At 51.7% G+C, this 21,939-nt stretch carries 23 protein-coding genes; all 23 read right to left on the bottom strand.

Annotation, left to right across the window (positions count from 1 at the left end; all coding sequences use genetic code 11):
- Positions 1-241 precede the first annotated feature (241 nt).
- Positions 242-505, bottom strand: coding sequence for a CRISPR-associated endonuclease Cas2 (gene cas2 / locus LX24_RS14015; protein WP_166512765.1), 264 nt, complete (start codon positions 503-505; stop codon positions 242-244).
- Positions 506-587: 82 nt separating this feature from the next.
- Positions 588-1,580, bottom strand: a complete 993-nt coding sequence (gene cas1b, locus LX24_RS14010) for a type I-B CRISPR-associated endonuclease Cas1b (RefSeq protein WP_166512767.1) — start codon at positions 1,578-1,580, stop codon at positions 588-590.
- A 12-nt stretch (positions 1,581-1,592) separates the two neighbouring features.
- Positions 1,593-2,099: a CRISPR-associated protein Cas4 gene (gene cas4, locus LX24_RS14005; protein WP_166512764.1), complete on the bottom strand. Its 507-nt coding sequence runs from the start codon at positions 2,097-2,099 to the stop codon at positions 1,593-1,595.
- Positions 2,100-2,203: 104 nt separating this feature from the next.
- A complete protein-coding gene (gene cas6, locus LX24_RS14000) occupies positions 2,204-2,941 on the bottom strand; it encodes a CRISPR-associated endoribonuclease Cas6 (RefSeq protein WP_243131764.1) in 738 nt (245 codons plus the stop codon).
- 68 nt (positions 2,942-3,009) lie between these two features.
- Entirely contained in the window at positions 3,010-5,262 is a 2,253-nt protein-coding gene (gene cas3, locus LX24_RS13995) for a CRISPR-associated helicase Cas3' (protein WP_166512762.1), read from the bottom strand.
- A complete protein-coding gene (gene cas5b, locus LX24_RS13990; protein ID WP_166512761.1) occupies positions 5,234-5,962 on the bottom strand; it encodes a type I-B CRISPR-associated protein Cas5b in 729 nt (242 codons plus the stop codon). The genes cas3 and cas5b overlap by 29 nt, the downstream gene beginning before the upstream one ends.
- A gap of 10 nt (positions 5,963-5,972) precedes the next feature.
- Entirely contained in the window at positions 5,973-6,884 is a 912-nt protein-coding gene (cas7b, locus tag LX24_RS13985) for a type I-B CRISPR-associated protein Cas7/Csh2 (protein ID WP_166512760.1), read from the bottom strand.
- 42 nt (positions 6,885-6,926) lie between these two features.
- Positions 6,927-7,364, bottom strand: a complete 438-nt coding sequence (locus tag LX24_RS15220; RefSeq protein WP_166512759.1) for a TM1802 family CRISPR-associated protein — start codon at positions 7,362-7,364, stop codon at positions 6,927-6,929.
- Between the two features lies 1 nt (position 7,365).
- On the bottom strand, positions 7,366-8,847 hold the full coding sequence (locus tag LX24_RS13975) for a TM1802 family CRISPR-associated protein (protein ID WP_166512758.1): 1,482 nt from the start codon (positions 8,845-8,847) through the stop codon (positions 7,366-7,368).
- Positions 8,848-9,150: 303 nt separating this feature from the next.
- On the bottom strand, positions 9,151-10,266 hold the full coding sequence (cmr6, locus tag LX24_RS13970) for a type III-B CRISPR module RAMP protein Cmr6 (protein WP_166512757.1): 1,116 nt from the start codon (positions 10,264-10,266) through the stop codon (positions 9,151-9,153).
- Positions 10,266-10,670, bottom strand: coding sequence for a type III-B CRISPR module-associated protein Cmr5 (gene cmr5 / locus LX24_RS13965; protein ID WP_166512756.1), 405 nt, complete (start codon positions 10,668-10,670; stop codon positions 10,266-10,268). Before cmr5 ends, cmr6 begins: the two co-directional genes overlap by 1 nt.
- Complete coding sequence (gene cmr4 / locus LX24_RS13960) at positions 10,667-11,512, bottom strand: type III-B CRISPR module RAMP protein Cmr4 (protein ID WP_166512755.1); 846 nt, start codon at positions 11,510-11,512, stop codon at positions 10,667-10,669. The genes cmr5 and cmr4 overlap by 4 nt, the downstream gene beginning before the upstream one ends.
- Positions 11,513-12,613: a type III-B CRISPR module-associated Cmr3 family protein gene (locus tag LX24_RS13955; protein WP_166512754.1), complete on the bottom strand. Its 1,101-nt coding sequence runs from the start codon at positions 12,611-12,613 to the stop codon at positions 11,513-11,515.
- 2 nt (positions 12,614-12,615) lie between these two features.
- Complete coding sequence (gene cas10 / locus LX24_RS13950) at positions 12,616-14,598, bottom strand: type III-B CRISPR-associated protein Cas10/Cmr2 (protein ID WP_207706627.1); 1,983 nt, start codon at positions 14,596-14,598, stop codon at positions 12,616-12,618.
- Positions 14,595-15,701, bottom strand: coding sequence for a type III-B CRISPR module RAMP protein Cmr1 (gene cmr1, locus LX24_RS13945; RefSeq protein ID WP_166512753.1), 1,107 nt, complete (start codon positions 15,699-15,701; stop codon positions 14,595-14,597). Before cmr1 ends, cas10 begins: the two co-directional genes overlap by 4 nt.
- Positions 15,670-17,376 carry a TIGR02221 family CRISPR-associated protein gene (csx2, locus tag LX24_RS13940; protein WP_166512752.1) on the bottom strand — a complete coding sequence of 569 codons (1,707 nt, stop codon included), beginning with the start codon at positions 17,374-17,376 and terminating at the stop codon, positions 15,670-15,672. The genes cmr1 and csx2 overlap by 32 nt, the downstream gene beginning before the upstream one ends.
- Positions 17,373-17,540: a hypothetical protein gene (locus tag LX24_RS13935; protein WP_166512751.1), complete on the bottom strand. Its 168-nt coding sequence runs from the start codon at positions 17,538-17,540 to the stop codon at positions 17,373-17,375. Before LX24_RS13935 ends, csx2 begins: the two co-directional genes overlap by 4 nt.
- A complete protein-coding gene (locus LX24_RS13930; protein WP_166512750.1) occupies positions 17,521-17,733 on the bottom strand; it encodes a hypothetical protein in 213 nt (70 codons plus the stop codon). Before LX24_RS13930 ends, LX24_RS13935 begins: the two co-directional genes overlap by 20 nt.
- Before the next feature lie 349 nt (positions 17,734-18,082).
- Complete coding sequence (locus LX24_RS13925; protein WP_166512749.1) at positions 18,083-19,132, bottom strand: helix-turn-helix transcriptional regulator; 1,050 nt, start codon at positions 19,130-19,132, stop codon at positions 18,083-18,085.
- Between the two features lie 21 nt (positions 19,133-19,153).
- On the bottom strand, positions 19,154-20,560 hold the full coding sequence (locus LX24_RS13920) for a helix-turn-helix transcriptional regulator (protein WP_166512748.1): 1,407 nt from the start codon (positions 20,558-20,560) through the stop codon (positions 19,154-19,156).
- A gap of 29 nt (positions 20,561-20,589) precedes the next feature.
- Positions 20,590-20,742 (bottom strand): hypothetical protein, encoded by a 153-nt coding sequence (locus LX24_RS13915; protein WP_166512747.1) that lies wholly within the window; start codon positions 20,740-20,742, stop codon positions 20,590-20,592.
- 48 nt (positions 20,743-20,790) lie between these two features.
- Entirely contained in the window at positions 20,791-21,042 is a 252-nt protein-coding gene (locus LX24_RS14855; RefSeq protein ID WP_207706626.1) for a transposase, read from the bottom strand.
- A 219-nt stretch (positions 21,043-21,261) separates the two neighbouring features.
- The coding region (locus tag LX24_RS13905; RefSeq protein WP_207706625.1) for an IS3 family transposase at positions 21,262-21,939 on the bottom strand (678 nt) is incomplete at its 5' end.

Below are 21,939 nucleotides of genomic sequence, written 5' to 3'. Positions count from 1 at the left end.
TAAGTTTCAATCCCTCATAGGTAGGCTACAAACCCGTTTTGGCACTAATTTTCGTCTAATCTAAGTTAAATATTAGCATAAAACAGCACATATAAAGCTTCATCCTTATTCATTATAGCAAATCTTTTTGTGTTTTTTGCATAAAATCCAAACAAAAGTACATAAAAACTACAAATTATTCCGTCGATCCCCAGGGGTTTTTACTTTATTAGGGGTCGACGGAATAATTTTACCGGACAAGCTATAGAAAAATTTCTTCCCCGCCCTTTTTAACGCCCATTATTTCACGACTAGAGTATTTTAATGTACGGAACGTATAAAAAATGACAGAGTCTTCTTCTTTGTCAATAATCCGGCGCAATTCTGTTCTTAGCTTCTCATAATTAGCCTTGGATATTTCGCCTTCCAAAACAGAATTTTGCACCCAGTTCAGGTATTTCCTACAGGTTTTTAAGACTTTGGCCACCCGCTTTACATTTACATCGTACACTAGAATAACAAACACGTCTATACCACTACCTGGCATTGGAATGGGATTCATGGTTGAAAAAAAACACTAGAATAACAAACACGTCTATACCACCCCGTTACCACCCGGCTATAAAGGGCTCGTAGGTTTCTTCGCCGATCAGGTGTTTTTCCAGTTTATAAAGTTCCAGCCGAATAATTCTCCTGTAGGAAACCGGACGACCTATCCTTTTATGCTTAATGGTAGTTTTCAGCTTGGCATCAAGTTCCTGAATAAATATTTTTTTGGCCCGCTCCTTCATTATGATTCCATCGCCTGCGGACTCGAAGTCGTTGATCGTAATCATTTTTTTACCCAGTACGCTGAATATCACCCGGTCAACGATTATAGGCTTGAAAATTTCCGCCAGGTCAAGGTTCAAGGTAAACCGGCGGAAGTTGGTGGCGTGCAAAAATCCGATACGCGGGTCCAGGTGGGTCTTGTAGATTTCACTCAGAGCGATGGTGTACATCAGGCTGTTGCCGAAGCTGATCAGAGTATTCAACTGATTTCTGGGCGGGCGCCTGGTGCGTTCTTCAAAAGGAAAGTCGGGATTGCGAGTGATTTTATCGAACACTTTGTAATAGTGATCCCGAATATTACCTTCGACGGCCATAAGCCGGTTGATATCGTTTATATCGTCCAGCGTCATGATGAACCTGTCTATTATATTCAAGGTCTCGGTGAGGCCCCCCACCCGGTTGTTATAATAACGCAACACCTGCCGGATATTCCTGGCGGCCCCGCTGACAAACTGCTGGGCGATGGCCATGCGCTTGGCCTGGTCCATATAGTGTTCGGCTTGTTTTAAAATCATAAAACCAGAATTCAGGTGTTCCCTGGGGTAAAAGGTACCCATGTAATACCCGTAATGGCTGAAATAGTGCACGATTATTTCCTTTTGGGAGGCAAATTCCAGGAATTTTTTGTTAATAGTGACTTCGCCAAAGGCCATAATCTCGCCTACGTCTTCCACAGGCAGATACTTTTTGCCCGCTTCGGTTTCGAAATAAAGTGTATTATCCTTGCGCTTAAGCTGGCCATCATTAAAAATATAAATGGTCTTTTTCAGACGGGACACCCCCTATGACCAGCAGAATTCCGCATACGCGCAGTTTCTGCAGATTGATTTTTTCTCGGCTTTGGGAGGAATGGGATCATAGATGATGCGTAAAATATCCCTTTTAGCACGTTCCAGTTCGCTGACCAGTTCCGGGTTCAGTTCCACCAGTTCCCGTTTTTTTTCCCGTGGAAATAACAGTTCCCCAGTAGCCTCAATCCCTTTCCCGCTAAGCTCCCACAGGTAATAGGCCAGCTGCATACGGGCGCTTTTACTGTGTTTGCTGCTTTTTTTAACTTCCCCCACCACCAGGCCCCGGTTATCGTGCCTGATGATATCAAACTTTATATTGCCGAATGAAACCTCTTTTTTGTCGCGGTGATATGATTGTTCAGCCAAGAAACGACCCAGCACAACATTGGTATCATCTTCGTCGGGAGTGATATGGCGCCCCATCAGCCAGACTTCCCGTTTACAAACATAGTAATACCAGACAAGTGTCCCGCCCACATGTATTTCCTGATCTGACACCGGCCCGCCCTCCTTTATGGGTTAGCTGATGTATATCGATTTTAACAAATCCACTGGCTGAAAATTATTGTGCAACTGAACAGGGGTACAGTAAATTGCCACCGCTATTCCAGTAACTCAACACAACCAAAACCCTGGCTGTTCTTGGAGCCAAGCCCTGCCTCATAACCCATCTGCAACAGTTCCCTCGGACCGGTCAATTCTAAATTGTTGGTATAACCTTTAATTACGGTATTTTTGTAATTCATTACATGTAGTCTGGGCCTGTTGATTAGACGTACCATTATTTCACCTTCAGGAGGGGTTTTATCATAAAAAGCATAATATTTTTTTCGCAAATTTTCCCCCACCAACCGGGTCCACTCCGGTTCTCCCGCCTGGTAAAAACATGTGTATTTGCTCCCCTCGGGCTTGATCAAGGTACTGTAAACCACCACAGGGGAAAGGGTCTTAATTTTCACAGTCCCGGTTAAGATTTTATGCCCCTTGGTTTCCAACCCGGATATTTCAAAATCCGTTTGGTCAACACGTAAAAATGGTTTTTGCAGTACAGTGTTAACAAAGGATTCTATGAAGACAGTATCCGGCGAGGATATTACAAGTACGGCGCCGTCCGGGAAACTTATCGTCTTCTGTTCTTGATTTAAAACAAACCTGCCCAAAAGCTTTGAAAAGGTAAAAAGTTTATATTTGCGACTGCCCGCCTGGTATCCCCGGTCATGTATCCGGCAGGCTAAACCGGGCTCTAGATTAGCATAAATAGCCGACTGAATAAAATAATTATAGTTTATTGGTATCTGTGCGGATTTATCTAATTGTTTCAAAGTTAAATATAGATGCAATGCTTCATAACTCCTTCCGCCCCCGATATATACTTTTCCGGGATCAAAAGTCATTCTTACCCCATGAGCTAGTCATAATATTTTTGGTAGATTTCCCAGGGTATGAATCCAATGTCCGGTTGATAAATGCGCCCAACACCCCGGGGATTAACAATCCACAGGCCCGCGGATATTTTATCTATATCCTTTTCATTTTCGTCCCAAATGGATGCCCCACAAGCTTCATACCATTGATCAAGTTCCTTTTCCGGTACTGAAATGGCATGTTCCTGGATTTTTTTCCATAGTTGTTTGCGTTTATCCCTGTCTTCCAGTTTATTACCGGTTTCGTTCAATTCCTCCAAGGTGGCTTTAATTTCTCCACTTCGATCAATAAAAACTGTGCTTTCATAAACAGGTTCTTCAAACAATGTCGCCTGACAGTCCCAATTGCCCTTTTGAATATCAAACCAAGGGCCGTCGTCCTGCAATGCATCCGCAATCCTGGTATAGTATTCTTTTAACATATCCTGCACTTCCAGTTCGCTAAACGCTATGGGACCGCCGTTTTTCTCCAATCCTTTGCCCAACACTTCCCGGGTAATATTAACCAGCACTGCATCATAAACACTGCTGGCATATTTCCTGCCTTCTTCATTGATCAGTTCGAAAATAAGGATTTGACCCTGCCGTTCGGACATATGGCGATTACAACGCCCCGCCACCTGAACGATACTGTCCAGAGGGGCAATGTCCCTGGCGACCAGGTCAAAACTCAAATCAACCCCTGCCTCCACCACCTGGGTCGCAACCAAATACCGGGGCAATTCCCTTTCTTCCCTGGTTTTTATTTCACTCATCATTCTTTTCCTGTCCGCCGGGGTTACCCAGCTGGAAAGGAAAAATAGCGAATCGTCATCAACATTGCTTCGCTTAATCATAAACAATATTTCCAAAGCGGCCCGGCGGGTATTTGCCACCACCATGGTATTTAACCGGCTCATTTCGTACCGGTTCAGTGTAACCAGCATTTGTTCAATGCCAACCGGCTCTTTAAAATAACCGGCCGTATAGCGACATTTGGGCACGCTAATGCTTTCAGGTGCAAGTTCCCGGCCCCTGACCATCTTCGGCTGTGTAGCGGTGATAAGGATAAAAGTTGTATTTAGTTTAGCGGTAATGAATTCCAGGGTATTGCCAAAGCCTTTCCAGAAGCGGGCCGGTATTGATTGCGGTTCATCCAACAGCACCACAGCGTTGGCTAAACGATGAAAGGACATGGCAGCATTACCACGGGGTGAATATAATACCTCCCATAGCTTGGCGAAAGTTGATACAACCACAGGCTCCTTCCAATACCTGAACAGGGATACAAAACGTTGCAGTTGACTGGTATGTTCCTCCGGTGAGCTATCATCATAAGCCAGGTGATGATCTTCTTGCACCGATGGGAAAATGGTTTTCGCCACCGCACTGTTTTGCTCAACTATGGTTATAAAGGGTAGAACATATATTATACCGCCTTTGGATTCCTGCCTCGCGATCCTTAGGGCCAGGTCCAGGGCCAGTAAGGTTTTACCCGCTCCGGTGGGCAGTGTCAAAGTGTACACCCCCGGGCCGGATATGGTTTTTTCGGCTTTCTTTAAAACCTCGTTCCGCACCTGATTGCGCCACTTTGTTAAAGGGGTTGGTTTAAGACCGGCCAGAATTCCCTCAATAACGTTTCCGGGGTCCGTAAACCCGGGCATTTCAAGGTTAATGCCCCGCCCGCTTAGAGCATCCAAACGGTCGGCGGTTACCAGCAGCGAATACAATATTTTGATTTTTAGCCACAGGTTAACGTCAAGGACTGTGTTATCCTCTATTTCATACAGTAAATCGTCCCAACCTTCGCTGGAGGGAAGCAGTTCTTGCCATTTTCCGGGATTAATATTCAGCCGGGCTGTCACGGCTTCACTACCCTGCCATACCGGTATTTCACCAACAACTTGCCTGATTTCCTGGTAATTTGAATTGCACCAGATCTCATTGATAAAATTACTGGCCAGGTGAGTGTGATGGCAGCGAATAACCTCGGCGGTAACAATATCACCGGTAACAGACAGGGCGATGTACGCCGAAGGCCCGGCATGGGGAAACCGGCCCTTCCCCTTTAGCCGTTTTTGGAATTTGGCATGGGCCTTGGCCACATCATGCAGCAAGCACACCGCCTGTAAATTTTCCGGTACCTGGCCGAGGTATTGCAGTGCAATTTGCTCGGCCAGGTTAGCAGTTTGCAGCAAGTGGTCTTCAAGGGGCCGCCCGGGATGACTATCAACCGGACCAGGCTTCAAACCAGGCAACTTGTTCCCCTCCCACCATGCTTAATTCAAGACTTCCTTTTTCCTTTATATAAATGGCTTCCGTCGCCGCCCGGCCGCTATACAGCACGGGCACCGATTTGATAAAACTCCGCTCGGTATCCTGGACCAAAGGAACGTGTTCTTTAAAAACAGCGCCGCTTTTATTTATATCCAGGGCAAGGCCCTCTGCCAAGGGCATTATCGTGTTGACAGCAACGGGACACGCGGTGGTTTCCTCTTCAGCAAACTCGCCGATATAGCTGATATCAGCAATGGCATAGGCAACTCCCAGGTACGGGGTAAACACACATTCATTCCGCTCCAGCCTGGCTTTTAATTCCCGGTATAAATCACCGCCGCGCACATAAACCCGGTAACGGGGGTTTTTGATAAACTGGTGTTTCGGCTGAATGTGCTCACGCATATCGCCGTTACCATTTTTAAATTTAATCAAGTTTACCGCCGTCAAGTACCAGGCCAGCGGGGCACGTACCGAAATGGCCACCTGGGTGCCGTTAAATTTTTGCCAGTATGCCGCGGCATCCGCCTTTTCGCCCGCACCGTTATCGATACCTACAATAGCGGCAATCACCCCGGCTGCAGCCGTGGGAGTCAAAAACGGGTAAGAGATCATGGAAGTTGTGGTATATCCCTTTCTAAACATGGCCAGATTGGATGCTATTTCAAATACCAGGGTCATATCATCACCCCTATTCCTCCGCGATATCCAAGCCCATATTTCTCAACTCCTCTAGACCGGCCACAACCAGATCATTGTTCCTTTTAACGATAACTCTTTCAATATGCGGGCTGAATGTTTCAAGACTACCCAACAACGGGTTAATATTCAATTTACACTGGCTTACACTCCGGAGGGCACGCCCGGTATCGCGGCTCAATAAAGCCCCTTGTGCATCCAAAAGTGTTATTTTTTCGTCCAGGGAGCCAATTTTACCGGCAAACCCGGGCTTGTAAATAATCTCCAGGTAAAAAACAGGCATGTGCTCATTTTTGCTGCGGGTTATCAAATTTTCCGTGCCCTGCCACAAAGCCCCGCGCAGTGCATCCAGATCCTCATCGGATGCCCCGGTTCTTTCCGACGCAAACTGGTTGGCAATCCCGTAGACACTTATCATGGCAAAGGGTACTTTGTATTCATTACGGAAGGATCGCTGTTGTTTATCTTCACCCTTTTTACCGTCGGTGGCAAAGGCTGATGTTCCTTGAACAAAGTCCACGGTCACGGCATGTAGTGACCGTCCCCACTTAAATTGAACAGGGCCGGTCCAGGAAAAGGCCTCCTTGCCCAGTGCAAAGGTTACACCAAACAAACGGGTATCCAGACACTCAGCCATTACTTCCCGGCCGGTATTTTTTTTGGTCTTTTCCTTTAACTCCGCAAAACGATCTTTTAAAGTTTTCGGCTCGCCATCCACAAAAACCAGTTTATTATCCCGTAACCACTGGTCTCTAACAGTACGCTTTATACGCACATCCGACACCAGCACCTGTTCGGTTTCCTCATCATAGCGGGGGTGGTTGGAGTTCAGCGGATCACCATTCGGGTTGGCATCCCGCACGACATATACAAATAACATTTCTCTTCTACTGGTAAAGGACATAAAACATAGCCTCCTCGTAAATAAAATTTTAAATTTCACCAATTATTCCTGGTCATCCAAGTCCCCGGCATCCGGCTGCACATCTTCTTTAACATAAATTTTTTGCCAGAAAAAATGGTTGGCGTTGGAAAAGCCAACGGTGAAAGCAAAATTCCCGTTAACGCCGGGTTCCTCATCGCCGCCTTCCAGTATCATCACCCCTGCCTCGTTGGCCAGTTGCTGCAGGTATAAAGAATACTTCATGTTATAAGCTTTGATCAATTCCGGCACCCGGGCCAGTTGTTTCTTTAAATCCCGCATGGTCATCCTGCCGAAATGCATTTGTTTAAACAAAGGTGAGTTGTGTATATCTTCGTTGTTGCCAACCTGCTGCCGGGCCATACAGCCCAACACAACCCCGGCCAAAAAAACCCCTCTGCCCTGTTTCGTTTTTAAATACTTGTCTTCAAAATCATCCAAAAAACCAAGATCCGGTTTCAATTCAACGCACCTCCCTGTTAATTTGTTCCATGAATTCCACCACCAGCTGGGCTTTGCGGGCAGCGCTGCTCACGTTGGACCATTTATCGCTGTCAAACACCATTTTGGGAATCCGGCGTACAAAAATGGCTTTAAAGGAATCCGCAGGCAGCCTTTCACCCTTGAGCATTTTACCAATCAACCGAATGACAAAGTCGCGCATCACCGTTTTATCCTCGTTACTCTGGCCGGATAGCGCCATACAGGTGGAGTATACGGTTGTAACAGCATTATCCAAACTGGATTCCCATTCCAGGCCCAGGTTGGCCAGCGCTTGTCCCCAAGCTTTTTCCAACCTGGCCAGACGCGAGGGAGGAACATCCTCCACCATCAGGTGCACCCTTTCCTGGGCGTTTTGTTTCTCCCAAAACAGAAAATGAAATGACAGGCTATCATTATACCTGGTCAGTTTATGAAAGAAGCGTCTTTCGGCCTCTTCCCCCATGCCCGTAGCGCCTTTTCCATCGACGTTCAGTTTATCGATGGCCTGGCGCAAAAATTTTTTACTTTGACCCGGCAAGGCCACCTCTGGTACCAGCCAAACAACTATTCCGGAAATGATGGACTTGTCGGCCAGCTCCCGCTCCAATATTTCCCTGCCCGCAGTTAACAATTGCAGGCATTCCTGGCATACGGGCTGCACCTTAAGCACATTGTCCTTATTCAATCCCGGTAAAACATTTACTTTATCGAATGTGGCAAATTTGAATACTTTATCCAGTGTAGCCGGCTCTGTATCGATTTTGCCGCAGCAAAAGCAGTTTTTAGCCTGGCCCCGGTCACTGCTCTTCTTTTGCACATACTGCTCCAGCTTATCCTTAAAATAATTGACAAAGGCCGGTATTTGGCCCGGGTATAAGAATTGTCCCTGGGTTCCTATGCCAAAGACCATGATGAAAGACCCCTTACCTTCAAAAAACTCCAGTACCCGGTCAACCTGATCGCTTAAATCATTCATTATTTTATCCACTGCACCCGGGGAAAAAATTTCACAGGTTTCGTAATCTCCCAGCAAGCGGTGCTTTAATTTGTAATAAATTGATTTATCTTCTTGGCGCCAGTTGCCGCTTTCACCCAGCAGGGCAGCTTTTTTGGCCGCCAAATCCTTTTTGGGTTTGCCCATTTTAAAAACCGGCGTAAAACCCCAAAAAGTATTGGCACCTACTTTGTCCCGGTAAAGATACTTTAATTTCATTTCGGGACCTGTTTGATAATCAACCAGGTCAATTTTTTCAACACCCTGTACATCAAGCTGTCCGGCAGCAGGATTTCCCACCTGCAACCAGATGCGGATAACCTTGTGTCCATCATTTGGGTTAACCTTGTTTTTTGCTTTGCTTTTTTGTTTAGCACTCGGTTCATCCAGGGGAAACTTCAGGTATGCTTCCCAGCCCGAGCTACTGCTCAACTCTCCCAGTGCCCTGACCGCACTTAAAAAACCCATTTTTTCACCTCGCTTTAACACCTCTGGTCTACCTAAAAGAATTGCTCATCTTCTTTCATTTCAACGTTGTTCACCCCCGCCTTAAATCATCCTTCCGACCACCATTTGCCACATCCCTTCCATATTCTAATAAAATGCTCAATAAAATTTTTTGCAAAACAATAATACGTTTGGGACACAAAATTTCTTCATATTCCGAATCTCCTACGGCTAAAGCCAGGAGGTCCCCCTGGCTTTAATACATGAGTATCCGCCTGTCAGCCCGCCTTTTTTTACCGAATTAAAAATATCAATCACACGGTTTTACAGTTGTAAAACTTTATTAATCCTATTAATTTTATCTTGGTTTTTCTTGTTTGGTTTTTTCCACTGGTCAGCTCTGTATTTTTGGTACCAGTCGGCCAGCAAGCGAGCGATTTCCTGGCGCGTTTCAATAACGATATCTGGGGACTCCATTTGTTTGAGCCATTTTCCGGTCATTTGCTGCATGAACTTATTTTCATCCGTGCTGTAGCCGTCCTCTTCCATTTCCCTGCGCACCGGGCTCATCGCAGCTAAAGCAGCAGCGCGTTTTTGTACTTCTTCTCGCCGCGCAGCCTTTTCCCGTTCATCTCTTATAACCGCCTCTTTTCTTTTATCCCGGATAAAACGACCATAACCGGACGCCGTTTTTGCCCCGGCACCTGCATTTAACAGAGTATTCTCCAGCCACCCGGCCACACGCTCCATATCAGCATGGTCATTTTCATTTTCCGGCCGCCGGGGAGCAATGGCAAAAACAAAGGTTTGGCCGGCAGCCACGGTCAAAAAGGGGATGGGATTGGGGCTATGCCAGTCGGCGGGCGGTTCTTGGCCCTTGTAGTATTCCATATAATGCGGGGTCATCACCTCCGCCTCCAATTTAACCGGTGCTGCCGGCAGGGCATCAAAGAAAACAACGCTGCCCACTCGCCTGGTATTTTTCTTTTCCGGGCCAAAAATGCGGTCGATCACGCTCTGCTCTTCCTGCAACCAGGTTTCAGCCCAAGCGCGCACCACTCCTTTGACGGAAGGGCCGGGCAGAAAGGGTGCCCCGAGCAAAAAATGCCAGGTAAAACCGTTTTCCACCGGGTGTTCCCGTCCCAGGCCAGTGACAAAACGGCCACCGGTATTAAAAAAGAACACCTTGCCGCACCGGCTTTCGGCCAAACGAACCAGGCGCTCCTTCATTTCGGTTATTAATTCCGGCATGCCAGCGTTTTGCCCGGTCACGGTTTTAATCCAGTCCAATTTTTCAAAATTCAACTTGCTGCCGTTTTTATCTTTTGTCCACTGTGAGCAGTACTTATCGTACCACAGCCCCGCATGGCCACTAGCTGGCAGGTTTTCCGGTATTGCATGCGCGGTTTTGTACAGTGGTAGTTTAAAATCAGGCAACATCAATCTTCATCCCCCTCCGGCTGCTTCAGATAGGCCGTGGCGAATTTTTTTAACCATTCCATCCAGGATAGCGCTTCCACCTGGGCGAGCAGGTAAGCGTTGCGGTCCCGGGCGGTGATGGCATCGATCAGGCCTTTCTCTCCCTGGTAGGGGGATTTTTTATTTTCCCGGCAGAGCCATTCTTCCAAGTGATTGTAGATCACTCTATGTATGTCATCATCATTTCCTTTGGCCCGGGCCACCAGGCCGGCGGCGGCCTGTCCCAGCCCGTTCGCCAAAATAGCGGCTGGCAGGCTTTTCACGTAGGAAGAGTATTTTTTCTGCTCATCTTCATTTAATTTCTCTATGTCCCTAACCTTTCCCAGCGCGTGAGCGGCCCGTTTCTGCTCCAGCGTCCTGTTCATCGCCCACCATCCTTTCCCTCCAACCAGGTCACAGAACACCAGCCCTGGCCTACAGTTTCATTGCCTCCCACCTGCAGGAAGGGCTGTTTGCCGAACAATTGCCGCAGCTCCGCCAGAGCCTCACCCGCTCCCGGGCGAGGGATGAGCAAAGCGTAAAACAAGCTATCCGGCGGAATGGTTTCCTCATACCAGAGATTTTTACTGGTTTTGGTTTCATTATCTAAAACATTGCGCGCGTTTACTTGCAAGCCGTAGCGGGCAAAATAGGCAAATTCGTCGTCACTAATTACTGCCAGCTGCCCGGGCAACCGGTTTTGCACCGCTTGATGCTTAACCAGGCCGGCAAAATTATCGATTAAACCGGATAGGTCCTGCTGTGCCACATTGAAAACCAGTTCCTCTAAAAAAAGTGAATCCTGCCCGCCGTTTCTTGTGCCGGAATGTATTACAGCCTGTTCTTCCTTTGGCTCCGGAATTCTAAAATCACATGGCAGGCCGGCCAGTTCACGATCACGCTGGTAACGTTCCAACAGGTACGGGCAGGTCACCCATTTATAGTGACCGGTCAGGGAACGGGCAGGCAAAAGCAACAGCCGCGCGTCAGTCACAGCCACCACCCCGGCATTGTCAGGCCGGCCAAAAAAATTGGTTACCCGGGAGTCATTTTCCCCTAATATTTGCTCCATAAAATCACGCAAAGCTCCTTTTAAACTTGAACCGGCAATCACCGGGTAACCGCCGACCGCCTCCCGGGCCACGGGCAAGTCGATCACCCCGGCGCTTTGTTCCGTTCCCGGGTGCAAAGCCGTTTCCGCCAGCAAACCTAAAATAACGGATTTCATTTAGCACTCCTCCCATTTACCCAGTACAATTTGTCCGTATCCCCAAGCATCGTTGACTTTACCATGCAGGGATCTAACCTCTTCCAGGGCGTTTTCTTTCGCTTCAAAAAACCAGGTGCTCCCGGCGGGAATGACGGGTTCAGCCGGGCGGGGGCAATGACTTATAGAATCCCATCCACCTACCGTTTGCAGCTTTCCGATGCAAGCGCTGACACATTCCCCTGGAATACCGGGCGGGCCGTATCTGATTACCTGGCACGTCTCTCCTTCCCGGTACCGGCCGGGAGTAATCAGGGTTACGGTAAAGCGCACCACACCACCCGCCGGTTTTATCTCCGGGGCGCGCGGCAGCTGTACTTCCCGCCTGTACACCTTTACCCGCGCGTAACGACCCTCGCCACCTAGCCGCACAACCCGGGTGTCGCTGGGGTGCCAGTCCTCCGGAACACCGCCGGCCAGCACGGCCACTGTCACATCTTTTTGCGGTCGCACGTGCACACTGGAATATAACTTTGTCTGGGCAGCAGTGCGACTTTTTCTGTCCCGTTCAATGCCCACCCGGTTTTCTCCCTGCCACAGGTCCCCGGCGTGGAAAATATGTTCCACGCCGGGCAGCCCGCCATGAAGTACCGCCTTCAGGCCCTCGGCATCCAACCAGGACCCCTCCAGCGGTTTTGCCCCTGGCAGGCTTTGTTGCAGTTCAGGCAGGCGCACCCGGCCCAGGTCGCATTCCACCAATTCTCCCGGTTGCAGCCGGGTGTAAGCCCCTTCCCCGCCGGCGGAATTCTCCTGATGCAGAACGTGCAGCGGCATGGGGAATAAAAATTTTTCCCCTTTGAGCAAGTAAGGGCCGCGCAGTTCAACCATTCCCAAATTACTGGGCGTACCCAGTTCCCCGGGCCACTTTTCCGGTCGTTCGGGCGTCCAACCCCTTTGCGTGGCCAGCACAATACGCACGGCTCCCTGGAGGGTGCTTATAAACGGTGGAAACATGCTCTGCGTACCGGTTTGCCCGCCCTCACCGGCGTTATAGGGGGAACCGTCACGGAAGAAAAACGTATCCAGGGCTTCAAATACCCATAGTTTTCCATTGAATTCCATTTTTATTCCCGCACCCCCTTTGTAGCCAAAAAGCGCACCAGCAAAGCACCATCCATGGTTAGTGGGCCTTTGGCTATGTGTAACTCGCCCTTTTCCCGCCAGGACCGGCGACACAGGCGCACCAGGCGACGCATGCGTTCATTAGCCGTGTCAAGGGATACCCTGTCCTTTTCCCGTTCCATGCCTTTCAGGTATTCAGCAGTGAGCAGGTCGACAATATCTTCATTTTCTTTCAATAGTGCATCCTCTCCACCGGCAATAGACCGGGTAAAAACCCGGTTCTTTTCCTGTTCAGCACCCGCCGCTAAAATTTCAAACCGGGAACGGATATTATAAAAAAAGGAACTGTTATACTCTCCGGACTTGTCATTTCCGGCGGCAAAAACTTCAACCAGTTCGTCAATTAAATTTGATCCAGTTCCCCCTGGCACCGTATCACCGTCCTGGCCGTATCCTTCCAGCAGCACTTGCCAGGGTGCGGACCACGTAAGCACCGGGCCAGCCCCCTTCCAAACGCACACGGCCAGGCTATCGCGACCCGTCTCATCCTTAGCGACTTTGTCCAGCAAATGGTGTAGCCTTGCCAGTACGGATTTGAGCGGAGCGTGGTGGTGGGCGTAAATGATCGCCCCGGAAATGGTGGCCCTTTTTTCCCTACCCATCTCTTTAAAGGCAGCTTTATAACGGAACTGCAACTCCATGGCCGCCGCCAGGGCATCTTCCAGGGGCAATAAAGCAAGCACGTCATCACCGCCGGCATAAACGGTGATTCCGTTATGCGCCTGCACAGTTTCCTTGACCAGCTTGCTAAAATTCAACAGCGCCCGGCTGACGTGCGAACCGTCACCGCCTTTTTCCCTGTCCTCTCTCAATAATGCCCCCAGTTCATCTCCGTCCATAAGCAACAGGGCGTAAAAGGGAGCCGGCTCTTTGTGCTCTTTTAGCAACCCGCGCAATTTTTTCCGGCAGTCAGCTGTGTTTACCTTCCAGAGCCGGTCATTTTCCAGAGTGCTATCAAAAAAACAATTACCGTTCAAACGAGCAAGCCCGGCCGACCGGGGTTGCTTGCCTGCCGCTTTTATTATGCATTTAATGCCTGTACCGGGCTCAATACCCGTGCCGCCGGTCTCGAAACCGCAAGCTCGGGCCTGCCGGGCGAACTTTTCCGCCCAGCCGGGTTTTTGCTCAATGGTGCGGGCTATCCAGTGCACCGCGGCCATGTAAGAAGTTGACGGGTAGTGCCGGGGCAATTTCCACCCGATGGTTTCTTCGGCCACCAGCGGGTACAAACGTTTAATCAAGGCGATGGCGCATAACCGCTCATCATCTCGCAATTCCAAACCGGGCAACTTTTGCCCCATTTGCTCCCAAAAAGCGCGCTGTTTTTCCCTCTCTTTCCTTTGAGCACGGGTATAACCGGAAAGCTCCTGCAGGTTACCCATAACGGTACACTTGTCCCCCGGTTCCGCAGCCGGCACGTAGCTACGCCAGTTTTTGCGCCGGTCCAGCAGGTTGTCTTCCTCGCCTACGGCCCAGTTGATTTCCCAGAAGCCATTTACCTGCCGGTCCCAGATCTCCCTGACCGCTTTGCCTTCACCGGCCACAGCATTGACAAATTTCTCCCATACCACAGCAGCGATGTGCTGCCAGGCAACAAGCACGGCTCGCCGGCATGAGTCTGGATCAAAACCGTCTGGAATCCGCGCTTTAAACCGGTTTGGCAGGCTGCCGGTTTCTGGCCCGTATTTTAAAGTCATTTTCTTTTCGGCTGTAACTCTTATGGCCTTCAAAAGGGGATCAGTGATTTGTTTATTTTTATCACTCACAGCCGGGAAAATAATCTCCCCCCCGGCACAGGTGACAGCGTACATGGCTTGCCCGGCCAGATAGGAAAGTAGAAAGGAACCGGCATACAGGTCCCGGGTACGCCGGGCACTGGCCACGAAACCCTGCACCGGCCCCAGGGTGAAATGCAATGTTCTCAAAGAACTACCTCCAATCGGTTGGGGAATTCTTGCATAAAATTATTCACAACCTCGTAATCCACCAGGCAGGGCACATTTTTATTTCTGCCGGACCCGGAAATTTGTATTTTTTCTTCCGCGGGTAGAAATACCGCCGGCAGCAAAGCGAGCACAGCCGCATACTGGCCGCCGGCCAGGGAATGGATGTGGATGAACAGGGGTCCGGCCCGGCGCTCCCGGCGGTCGGCCTTTACCTCGGCTTTGGCTCTGTCTGCTCTAAAAAAGTAATTATGCGGCAGGCCGAAGGCCACCCGGCGCGGGTGAGTGCCTATGTCGCCGCGGTTGAGGAATTTTCTGATCAGGGCGGAATCACCTTTGATATCGCGCCTGTATGCCATCATTTTTCTGCCGATGCCGTCAAGCAATTCGACCGCATCGCGGCCCATTCCGGCGACAACTATGCGGCTGCGGCCGCTGAAAGCAGTATATTCAGGCAACTCCGCCGGCAGGGGGGCCAGGCCGTGCACAAATGCTGCGATTCTTTCCTGCAGCTCTTTTTCATTTTGCGGGTTTTGCCATTCCTCAACGCCGTCGAGCTTCAGGGAAGTGAGCGCCACCGAGCCCAGGCCGTTGCGCGCGCGGGCGCCGAGCCCGCCGAACAGGCCCAGGGCAATTAGGGCCTTCTTAACCGGCGCGATTACCACCTCACCGCTGTCCGGCCTGAAAAGCAGCCGCACAGTGATCTCCGCGCCCGGCTTGAAATACTTTCTTTGAGCCTCTCTCAGGCCATAGCCGAGATAGGCAATTCCCGCCCGGTCACGCCTGAAATCAAAAATCTCCGGTTCGGACAGCCCCTTCCCTGTCACGCTGAGCAAAAACCGCCCCTGCCCGGTTCCGGTGCTGCCAAAAATCCTTTGTTCCTCTTCCCGCACTTTATGCCAATCGCCCAGGCGGGCCAAGGCCGCGGCCCGGTACCAGAAGCGCAGGGCGCCCTTAACCGACGGGGCGCGTAGTTCCGCGGCGGTCTGCTCCGCCCCGGCCATGAACAGGGGGGTGGTCAGCTTGTACGTCGCCGTCAGTTCACACTTCAATTCATGCACCTCCCGCATTTTCTCCCTTTCCATCCCCGTCCACCACTATCATCTCCCCCAGCACACAGGGCTCTTCCCTTTGCTCGGAAGCCGGGCGGCGGTCGATCATGGCCACTGTGGTCACCGCTGCGCCCCCACTGGCAAGCACCCCGCCCGCGCGGGAAATAATGTGCTGCAGGCAGGTAGTGCCGCCGGTCAGGTTGATGTACAGGCGGCAGCCGGACGGATCGGGAAGTGATTGTTCTATCCGCGCCAGCACTTCCGGCACCCGGTCAAAACCGGTGTGGGGGTCGGCGACGGTGATCACTTCACACCTGCCCGTGTAGCCCGCCCGCGCCAGGATCTCCTCCAGTGAAGCGACAGCCTCCTTTGAAGTGAGCACCAGCAGAAAATCCGGCGCAATCCGCCTGACCGCCGTGTAGAGCAGCCCCGGGGACATGCCCAGAGGGCTGATTAGAACTTTCTTTTCCCCGGCCGCACGCTTCACCGGAACATCCTCTTCCCGGCGGGCTCCCGGATTATTCGGGAAAGACGGCTGGCGAAAATATTCCTCCAGAAAACCCAGACACCCCGCCGTATCTTCCAGGATGGTTCTTGCAGAACGCGAACTGTCACGCCAGCCGGCATGATCCACATCATTGCGCAAACCGGGCAGGCGGCTCCACAGGTTGCCCAGCGGTGTTTTACTCTTGATCGCGCTGTGGAACTTCCGGGCCATCTCTTCCCGTAAATTCACATTCAGACCTTCCGCCAGCCTGCCCTCACGGCGCATCTGCTCGCTGATGGCCAGTTCACGCATCAGGGTAAGCGCCTGGGGAATGTACTGCCTTTTTACGTACCAGCGGACCATTTCAAGCTGTCGGGACAGGTTGGTTTCCCTGGTATGATCCTTGTTTCCGGCAAAGGGGAGATAATCGTTTAACAGTTCATCCAGCAGCATACCGAAGGGAGGCGCCCAGTTTTTGATGTCGTGTTCCAGTTGCCGCCTTGATTCCGTACCAGCTTGGTATCTTTCCAGTTTCGCGGTTGTTTCCAGCACCTCAAAGGGGCGCACGGTGAGCAGGGCGTTGGATATTTGGGTGATTAACTCGCCAAACCGGTTTAGTTCGGAACGTCCCTTATCGCCGGCCAGACTTTTCACTTTTTGCGCCCGTTTGAGCAGGCCGCCCAGTTTCTGCGCCGCACCATAGCTGATAAAAGCGTTGACCCCCACAATCCAGTCGAGCAGTTCGCAAAAACCGGTCAAATCGAAGATCGGACTGATATTTTTTTCATCCCGCGCCTCATAGGCTCCGTAATATAAACCGGTGATTTCAATCCCCCGCACAAATTTCAGGTAGGCCACACTGAGAAAGGAGATCAGCGGGATGGTGCGAAAAGCATGGGTAATGTCAAAAACCACTTCCTCTTCTTTTCCCACCGACGCCACAATTCGCCTAAAAATCTCCCACAATTCGGCCGTTGTCTCTCCACCGGGGATGGCCAGTTCCCCCGGCTCCGGCAGTCCCTGCCCGAGCAGTTCCCCACGCAGGGACTGCCAGTGCTTTTCCCGCGCCTGCGTGGTCTGGACCACCAGAATACGTTCCGGAGAAGCGAGCAGGGCGGCCGCAACCGGGAAATACTTCGTTTTCACACTGATCGCACTGTTCTGATAAGTCGTTTCGCTATAATTACCGGTGCCAATAAAGGTAATCAGTGTTTTTTTCAATCTAAAAAACACACCTCCCGTTCCAGTGCCGTACCGGCAAAGAACATAATATCTAAAGACCGGCACATATTTATGCCGGGTAATTTTACCGCCACGCCGGTTATGCGCTTTCCACCCCACCCACCCTCATAGGGACGTCTTTCACTATTTACGCTGATTATCATCTAAGTTCTGCACCCCGATGATGGCACCGAGAACGGCCCCGATCAGCGCCCCCGCAGCCGCACCCGGTACACCGAAAATTTTCCCGATGTTGCCGCCAATGCTCGCCCCGATCCAGCCGCCCGCGGCCGTGCCCAGCGCCGCACCGGCCATTTTACGCGCGCCGCCGGTGGGGAAAACGGTGTCTCTGGTCATTTCATTCACCCCCGTTCAAAATACATTGAAGCAATCTATCTCATATAAAAACAACGGAATTTCCGTAAATGTCATTTAGTTGATTTTTCTTCCTCCTTCGCGCAATTCCTCCCTACTTAGAAAACTTTGGTGAAAATTCCCGTATTTTCTTATCCCCCAACGCGACCGCGGAGATGATCTACCGTCGATATACCTCCGGCACCGCCCACAGGTAATTTCATCATAACACCGAGGGTGGGAATATTTTTTGCGCGCACAAAAAAACCGCCCCGGTGCAAAAGGCGGTCAACAATTTTCCGGCTTTATTCTACTTTGACTGTGACGCATTTCCCGCCCCCGGGAAAACAACTCACCGCTTCCGCCCGTACGCGTACCAGTGGCGGGCCACCGCAATCATCCTGCGGCGCAGTTCTTCGGGCGCAAGCACTTCTACGCTGGAACCGAACCCGAGCAGCCAGCGGCTGAAATAAAGATAACCGTATACTTCGCCTTCAAACAGAAGCGTGCCGCCCGGCTCCGCCCGCAAACCGGCCAAACCGCGCCGGGCAAACTCGGACCGCACTTTCTCCAGCACGCCGGCTTCATCGTAAAAACGCACCTTCACCCGTACCGGCGGGCTCATATCCATGCCCCAGCGAGGAGCCAGGTAATGGCGCAGGGAAAAGTCCTCCGGGTAGGTGAATTTTTTCCCCGTCTGGGAGACTTTTTTCACCCGGCCCAGGTGAAAAACCATGTTTTCGCCGTGTAGAAGGCGCCTGCCGACCAAATACCAGATCCCGGTTTCGGTAAAATAGACCAGCCCCAGGGGGTAAACATCAATATCCTGCCAGAGCGCGTCATCGCTGCGGGCGTAATAAGTCATGCACACCACTTCCGGCCGGAGCACCGCTTCACGCAATAGATCCAGGTGCGGCGTGCGGTGCTGTACCGTTCCGCCCCGGGCGGCAAGCAGTTTTTTCAACTCCGCCGGCGGCACCCCGTATTTCCCGCTCTTTCGGGATGGGGTGGCTGCCACCCGGCCGTTAAAACCTAGTAGACCACCCAGTTTTTCCCGTAGTTCTTTCAACCTGCCGGCGTGCGGGAAATGGTCGAGCAGCCAGAGCAGGGCCACCGCCTCGGAAACATGCAGGTTGAAAGGCGGAAAGGGCTCCGCGCCGGAAAGGTACCAGCGCACATCCAATTCATCATGCCCGGAGGACATTGCCGCGCCGTCATCATCGGAATAGAGCGGGTAGTATCCGGCCAGTTCCACCGTTTCGGCCATCCGGTTGAGGTCGTCGAGCAACACTCCGGCCGGATAACCGGTCAGGCGGGCAGCCTCCCGAGCGGAAAGTCCCTCCGGGTGATTGCCCAGGAGAGTAAGCAATTTATTCAGGCGGACTAAGGTATCTTCATGCATTACGGCAGCCTCCCGTTGCAATTACAATTCGCCATAACGCTGTAGCATTTTTAAACCGGTGCGGCAAAGACTTTCTCTGACCTCGGCAGGGGAGAGCACGGTGACGGCATCCCCGTAACGGCGCAGCCAGGATAAAAACTCGCTCAATCCCTCCACCTCGTCCCGCACTTCCACCCGGCCGTCCGGCGCAGCTTGAATCGTACAGGCGACCTCTTTGCGGCCGGCCAGTTCCCGGCACAGGCGCTCCACGGCCCGCGGATCGTGGGGCGTATCAACACAGGAAAAGGCGACCGGCAACCGCGGTCCCTGGTTGATGCCCCAGCATCCTGCCAGGTAACTGTTTAAATCAAAGGCGGGGGCGGGATAATACTGATCAAGCGGACTGATTTCTTGAATGCGCTCCACCCGGAAAACGTGCAATCTTTCCATTCTCTTTCCCGGCCTGCCGGCCAGCAAATACCAGCGGCCCCGCTCCCAGTGATAGGCGATCCCGCGCGGCACCACCCGGTGGCACCGGCCCTGGTAGGATATTTTCACCGCCCGGCCGGCGCTGGCCGCTTCCTGAAGCAATGCAAAGAGTTTCGCTGTCGTTTCACCCGGCGGGGCCTCCCGCCCGGCGGCGGTTTTACCTTCAGTTTCACCTGCGGGACCGGCAAAAAGCCCCTCCTTCCGGCCAGCCACCGCGCCGCCACAGGCGCCCGGTGCCGTCCGGCCGTGCACAACTACGCGTTCCGCCAGGCGCAGCAGGGTCTCCAACCACCGCTCCCGGTTGGCCACCACCAGGGCGGCGCGCAGTTTTTCTTTCACCGTTTCCATTTCCTTGCACATGGGCACCAGGCCGGGGGCGATCTGCAGTTGCTCCATCAGGACGGCAGCCAGGTCGGCGTCCAGGACCAGCGGGGGCAGCAGGCCGTGGCCCAGCCGCCAGTTTCTGTTTTCATCCCGGCTCACCAGCCCATTTTCCCGCATAAGCTGCAGATCCCGCTCCAGCGTATCGCTGGAGACTCCCCGGCGGCCTCCCTCTGCCAGCTCCCCACTGATTTCAAACATCGATTCCAGACGGCGCTTCATTTCTTCGAGAGTCATCCCGTCGGACCGCGACCCGCTCCTCTCGGCCTGGTATAACAGGCGCAATTCGACCGCCCGGCGCAAATCGTCTTTTTTCAACGGACTGTTCAGGTACCCGCCGTCGCCCGGGACGGAAAAGCCGCCGCACAACTCCCGGCCATGGTCGGTGATCTCCAGGCCGCCGGTACAGGGGCGCACCAGTTCCTCCCGACACATCTTCTGACCGTCAAGCTGTAACGTGCGCTTGCTCACGCCCAGTTTCCCGGCCAGTTCCGTATAAGCGCACCGCCCATCCGGCCGGGCGTGTAAAATTCTTAAGATTTCCAGGCGCCGGCGCCGTATTTTCTCTTCGCGGGACATGACCGCTCCTCCTTCGAAACAAAATTTACCTAACCCTGCCCCGGCCCTCCCCGCCGGTACCTTTCCCGCAACCACTCCTCCGCCTCCCGGCGGGTGCACACTTCACCCGCAGCCCGGGCAACGGCCAGTTCTTCCAGCAACCAGCCACCAACGGGGATGGTTGGATATTGAGCAGGCGGCATATCTCCAGGCCGTTTAGTAACGGGCGGGTGCGGCCGGAAACCACCAGGTTATTGAAGTAACGCTCCAGCATGCCGGCAATGAAATCCCGGTAAGACTACGCTTCCGGCGCCGCCCCCGCAGCCAGCCGGCTGGAGGATATATCGGCCAGGCTTAAAAGCTCTTTTATAACATCTTACCCAGCGGGCCACCAGGCTAGCGGCAATACTGTGCCTTCTAGCTACTATAGAGGCATTGCCCGTTTCCATGGCTTCTTTTACGATCTGCATTTTTATTTCAGGTGGGTATTGTTTTCTGGTCAATTGGATCACGCCCCCTTAACTTAACATTACTAAATTGAAGTCTAACTGTCCAATTGTGTTAGGGGGCTAAATAGGAAGCGAACCGTTTCAATCCCTCATAGGTAGGCTAAAAACTCATGAGCTCACACGTATTTTAAGGTGGACCCCATTGTCAAGACAGTTTTTTTAAAAATATAAGAGCCCAACATATGTTTGGTTAATTTATTACAGGTAAAATAGTTAAGGTTGTGAAATCATTCCTGCTGCCATTCCTGCAATAATTTCCCTGGTTTTGGTCACTTCCTTTTGCATATTTTGGCAGGAATGCATGTAAAGTTCTGCAGGTGTCTGGTAATTCAGCGATTGGTGAGGGCGGCGATGGTTATAAAAGTCTAGGTAACAGGCGATTCTTTGTCTGGCTTCTCGGGGACTAGCATACTCGTTTAAGTATACTTCCTCATACTTGAGGCTACGCCAAAGGCGCTCGATAAAGATGTTGTCAGTGGCCCTGCCCTTGCTGTCCATGCTGATTTGGACCCCAGCGTTTTTTAAAATCTCTATGTACTGCGGGCTGGTAAACTGGCTTCCCTGGTCGCTGTTCATGATTTCCGGCCGGGATTGGGTCAGGGCTCTTTTGACCGCTTCCAGAACAAAGTATATCTCCAGCGTGAGATCCATTTCCCAACTAATCACATAGCGAGAATACCAGTCCATGATTGCCACCAGGTATACCCAGCCCTTTTGCAGGTGAATGTAGGTAATATCTATGCCCCAGACTTGGTCTGGGCGGGTGATCTCAAGGTTACTGAGCAAGTATGGATAGACCTTATGTTGCTGGTTACGCTTACTCAGGTTCGGGCCGGGAGAAATGCCGGCGATTCCCATTTCCCGCATATGTCGCTGTACCGCTTTACGGTT

The sequence above is a fragment of the Desulfallas thermosapovorans DSM 6562 genome (assembly GCF_008124625.1).
GTDB lineage: Bacteria > Bacillota > Desulfotomaculia > Desulfotomaculales > Desulfallaceae > Sporotomaculum > Sporotomaculum thermosapovorans.
The sequence above is the reverse complement of the archived record's forward strand: the minus strand, read 5'-3'. Positions and strand labels throughout refer to the sequence as shown.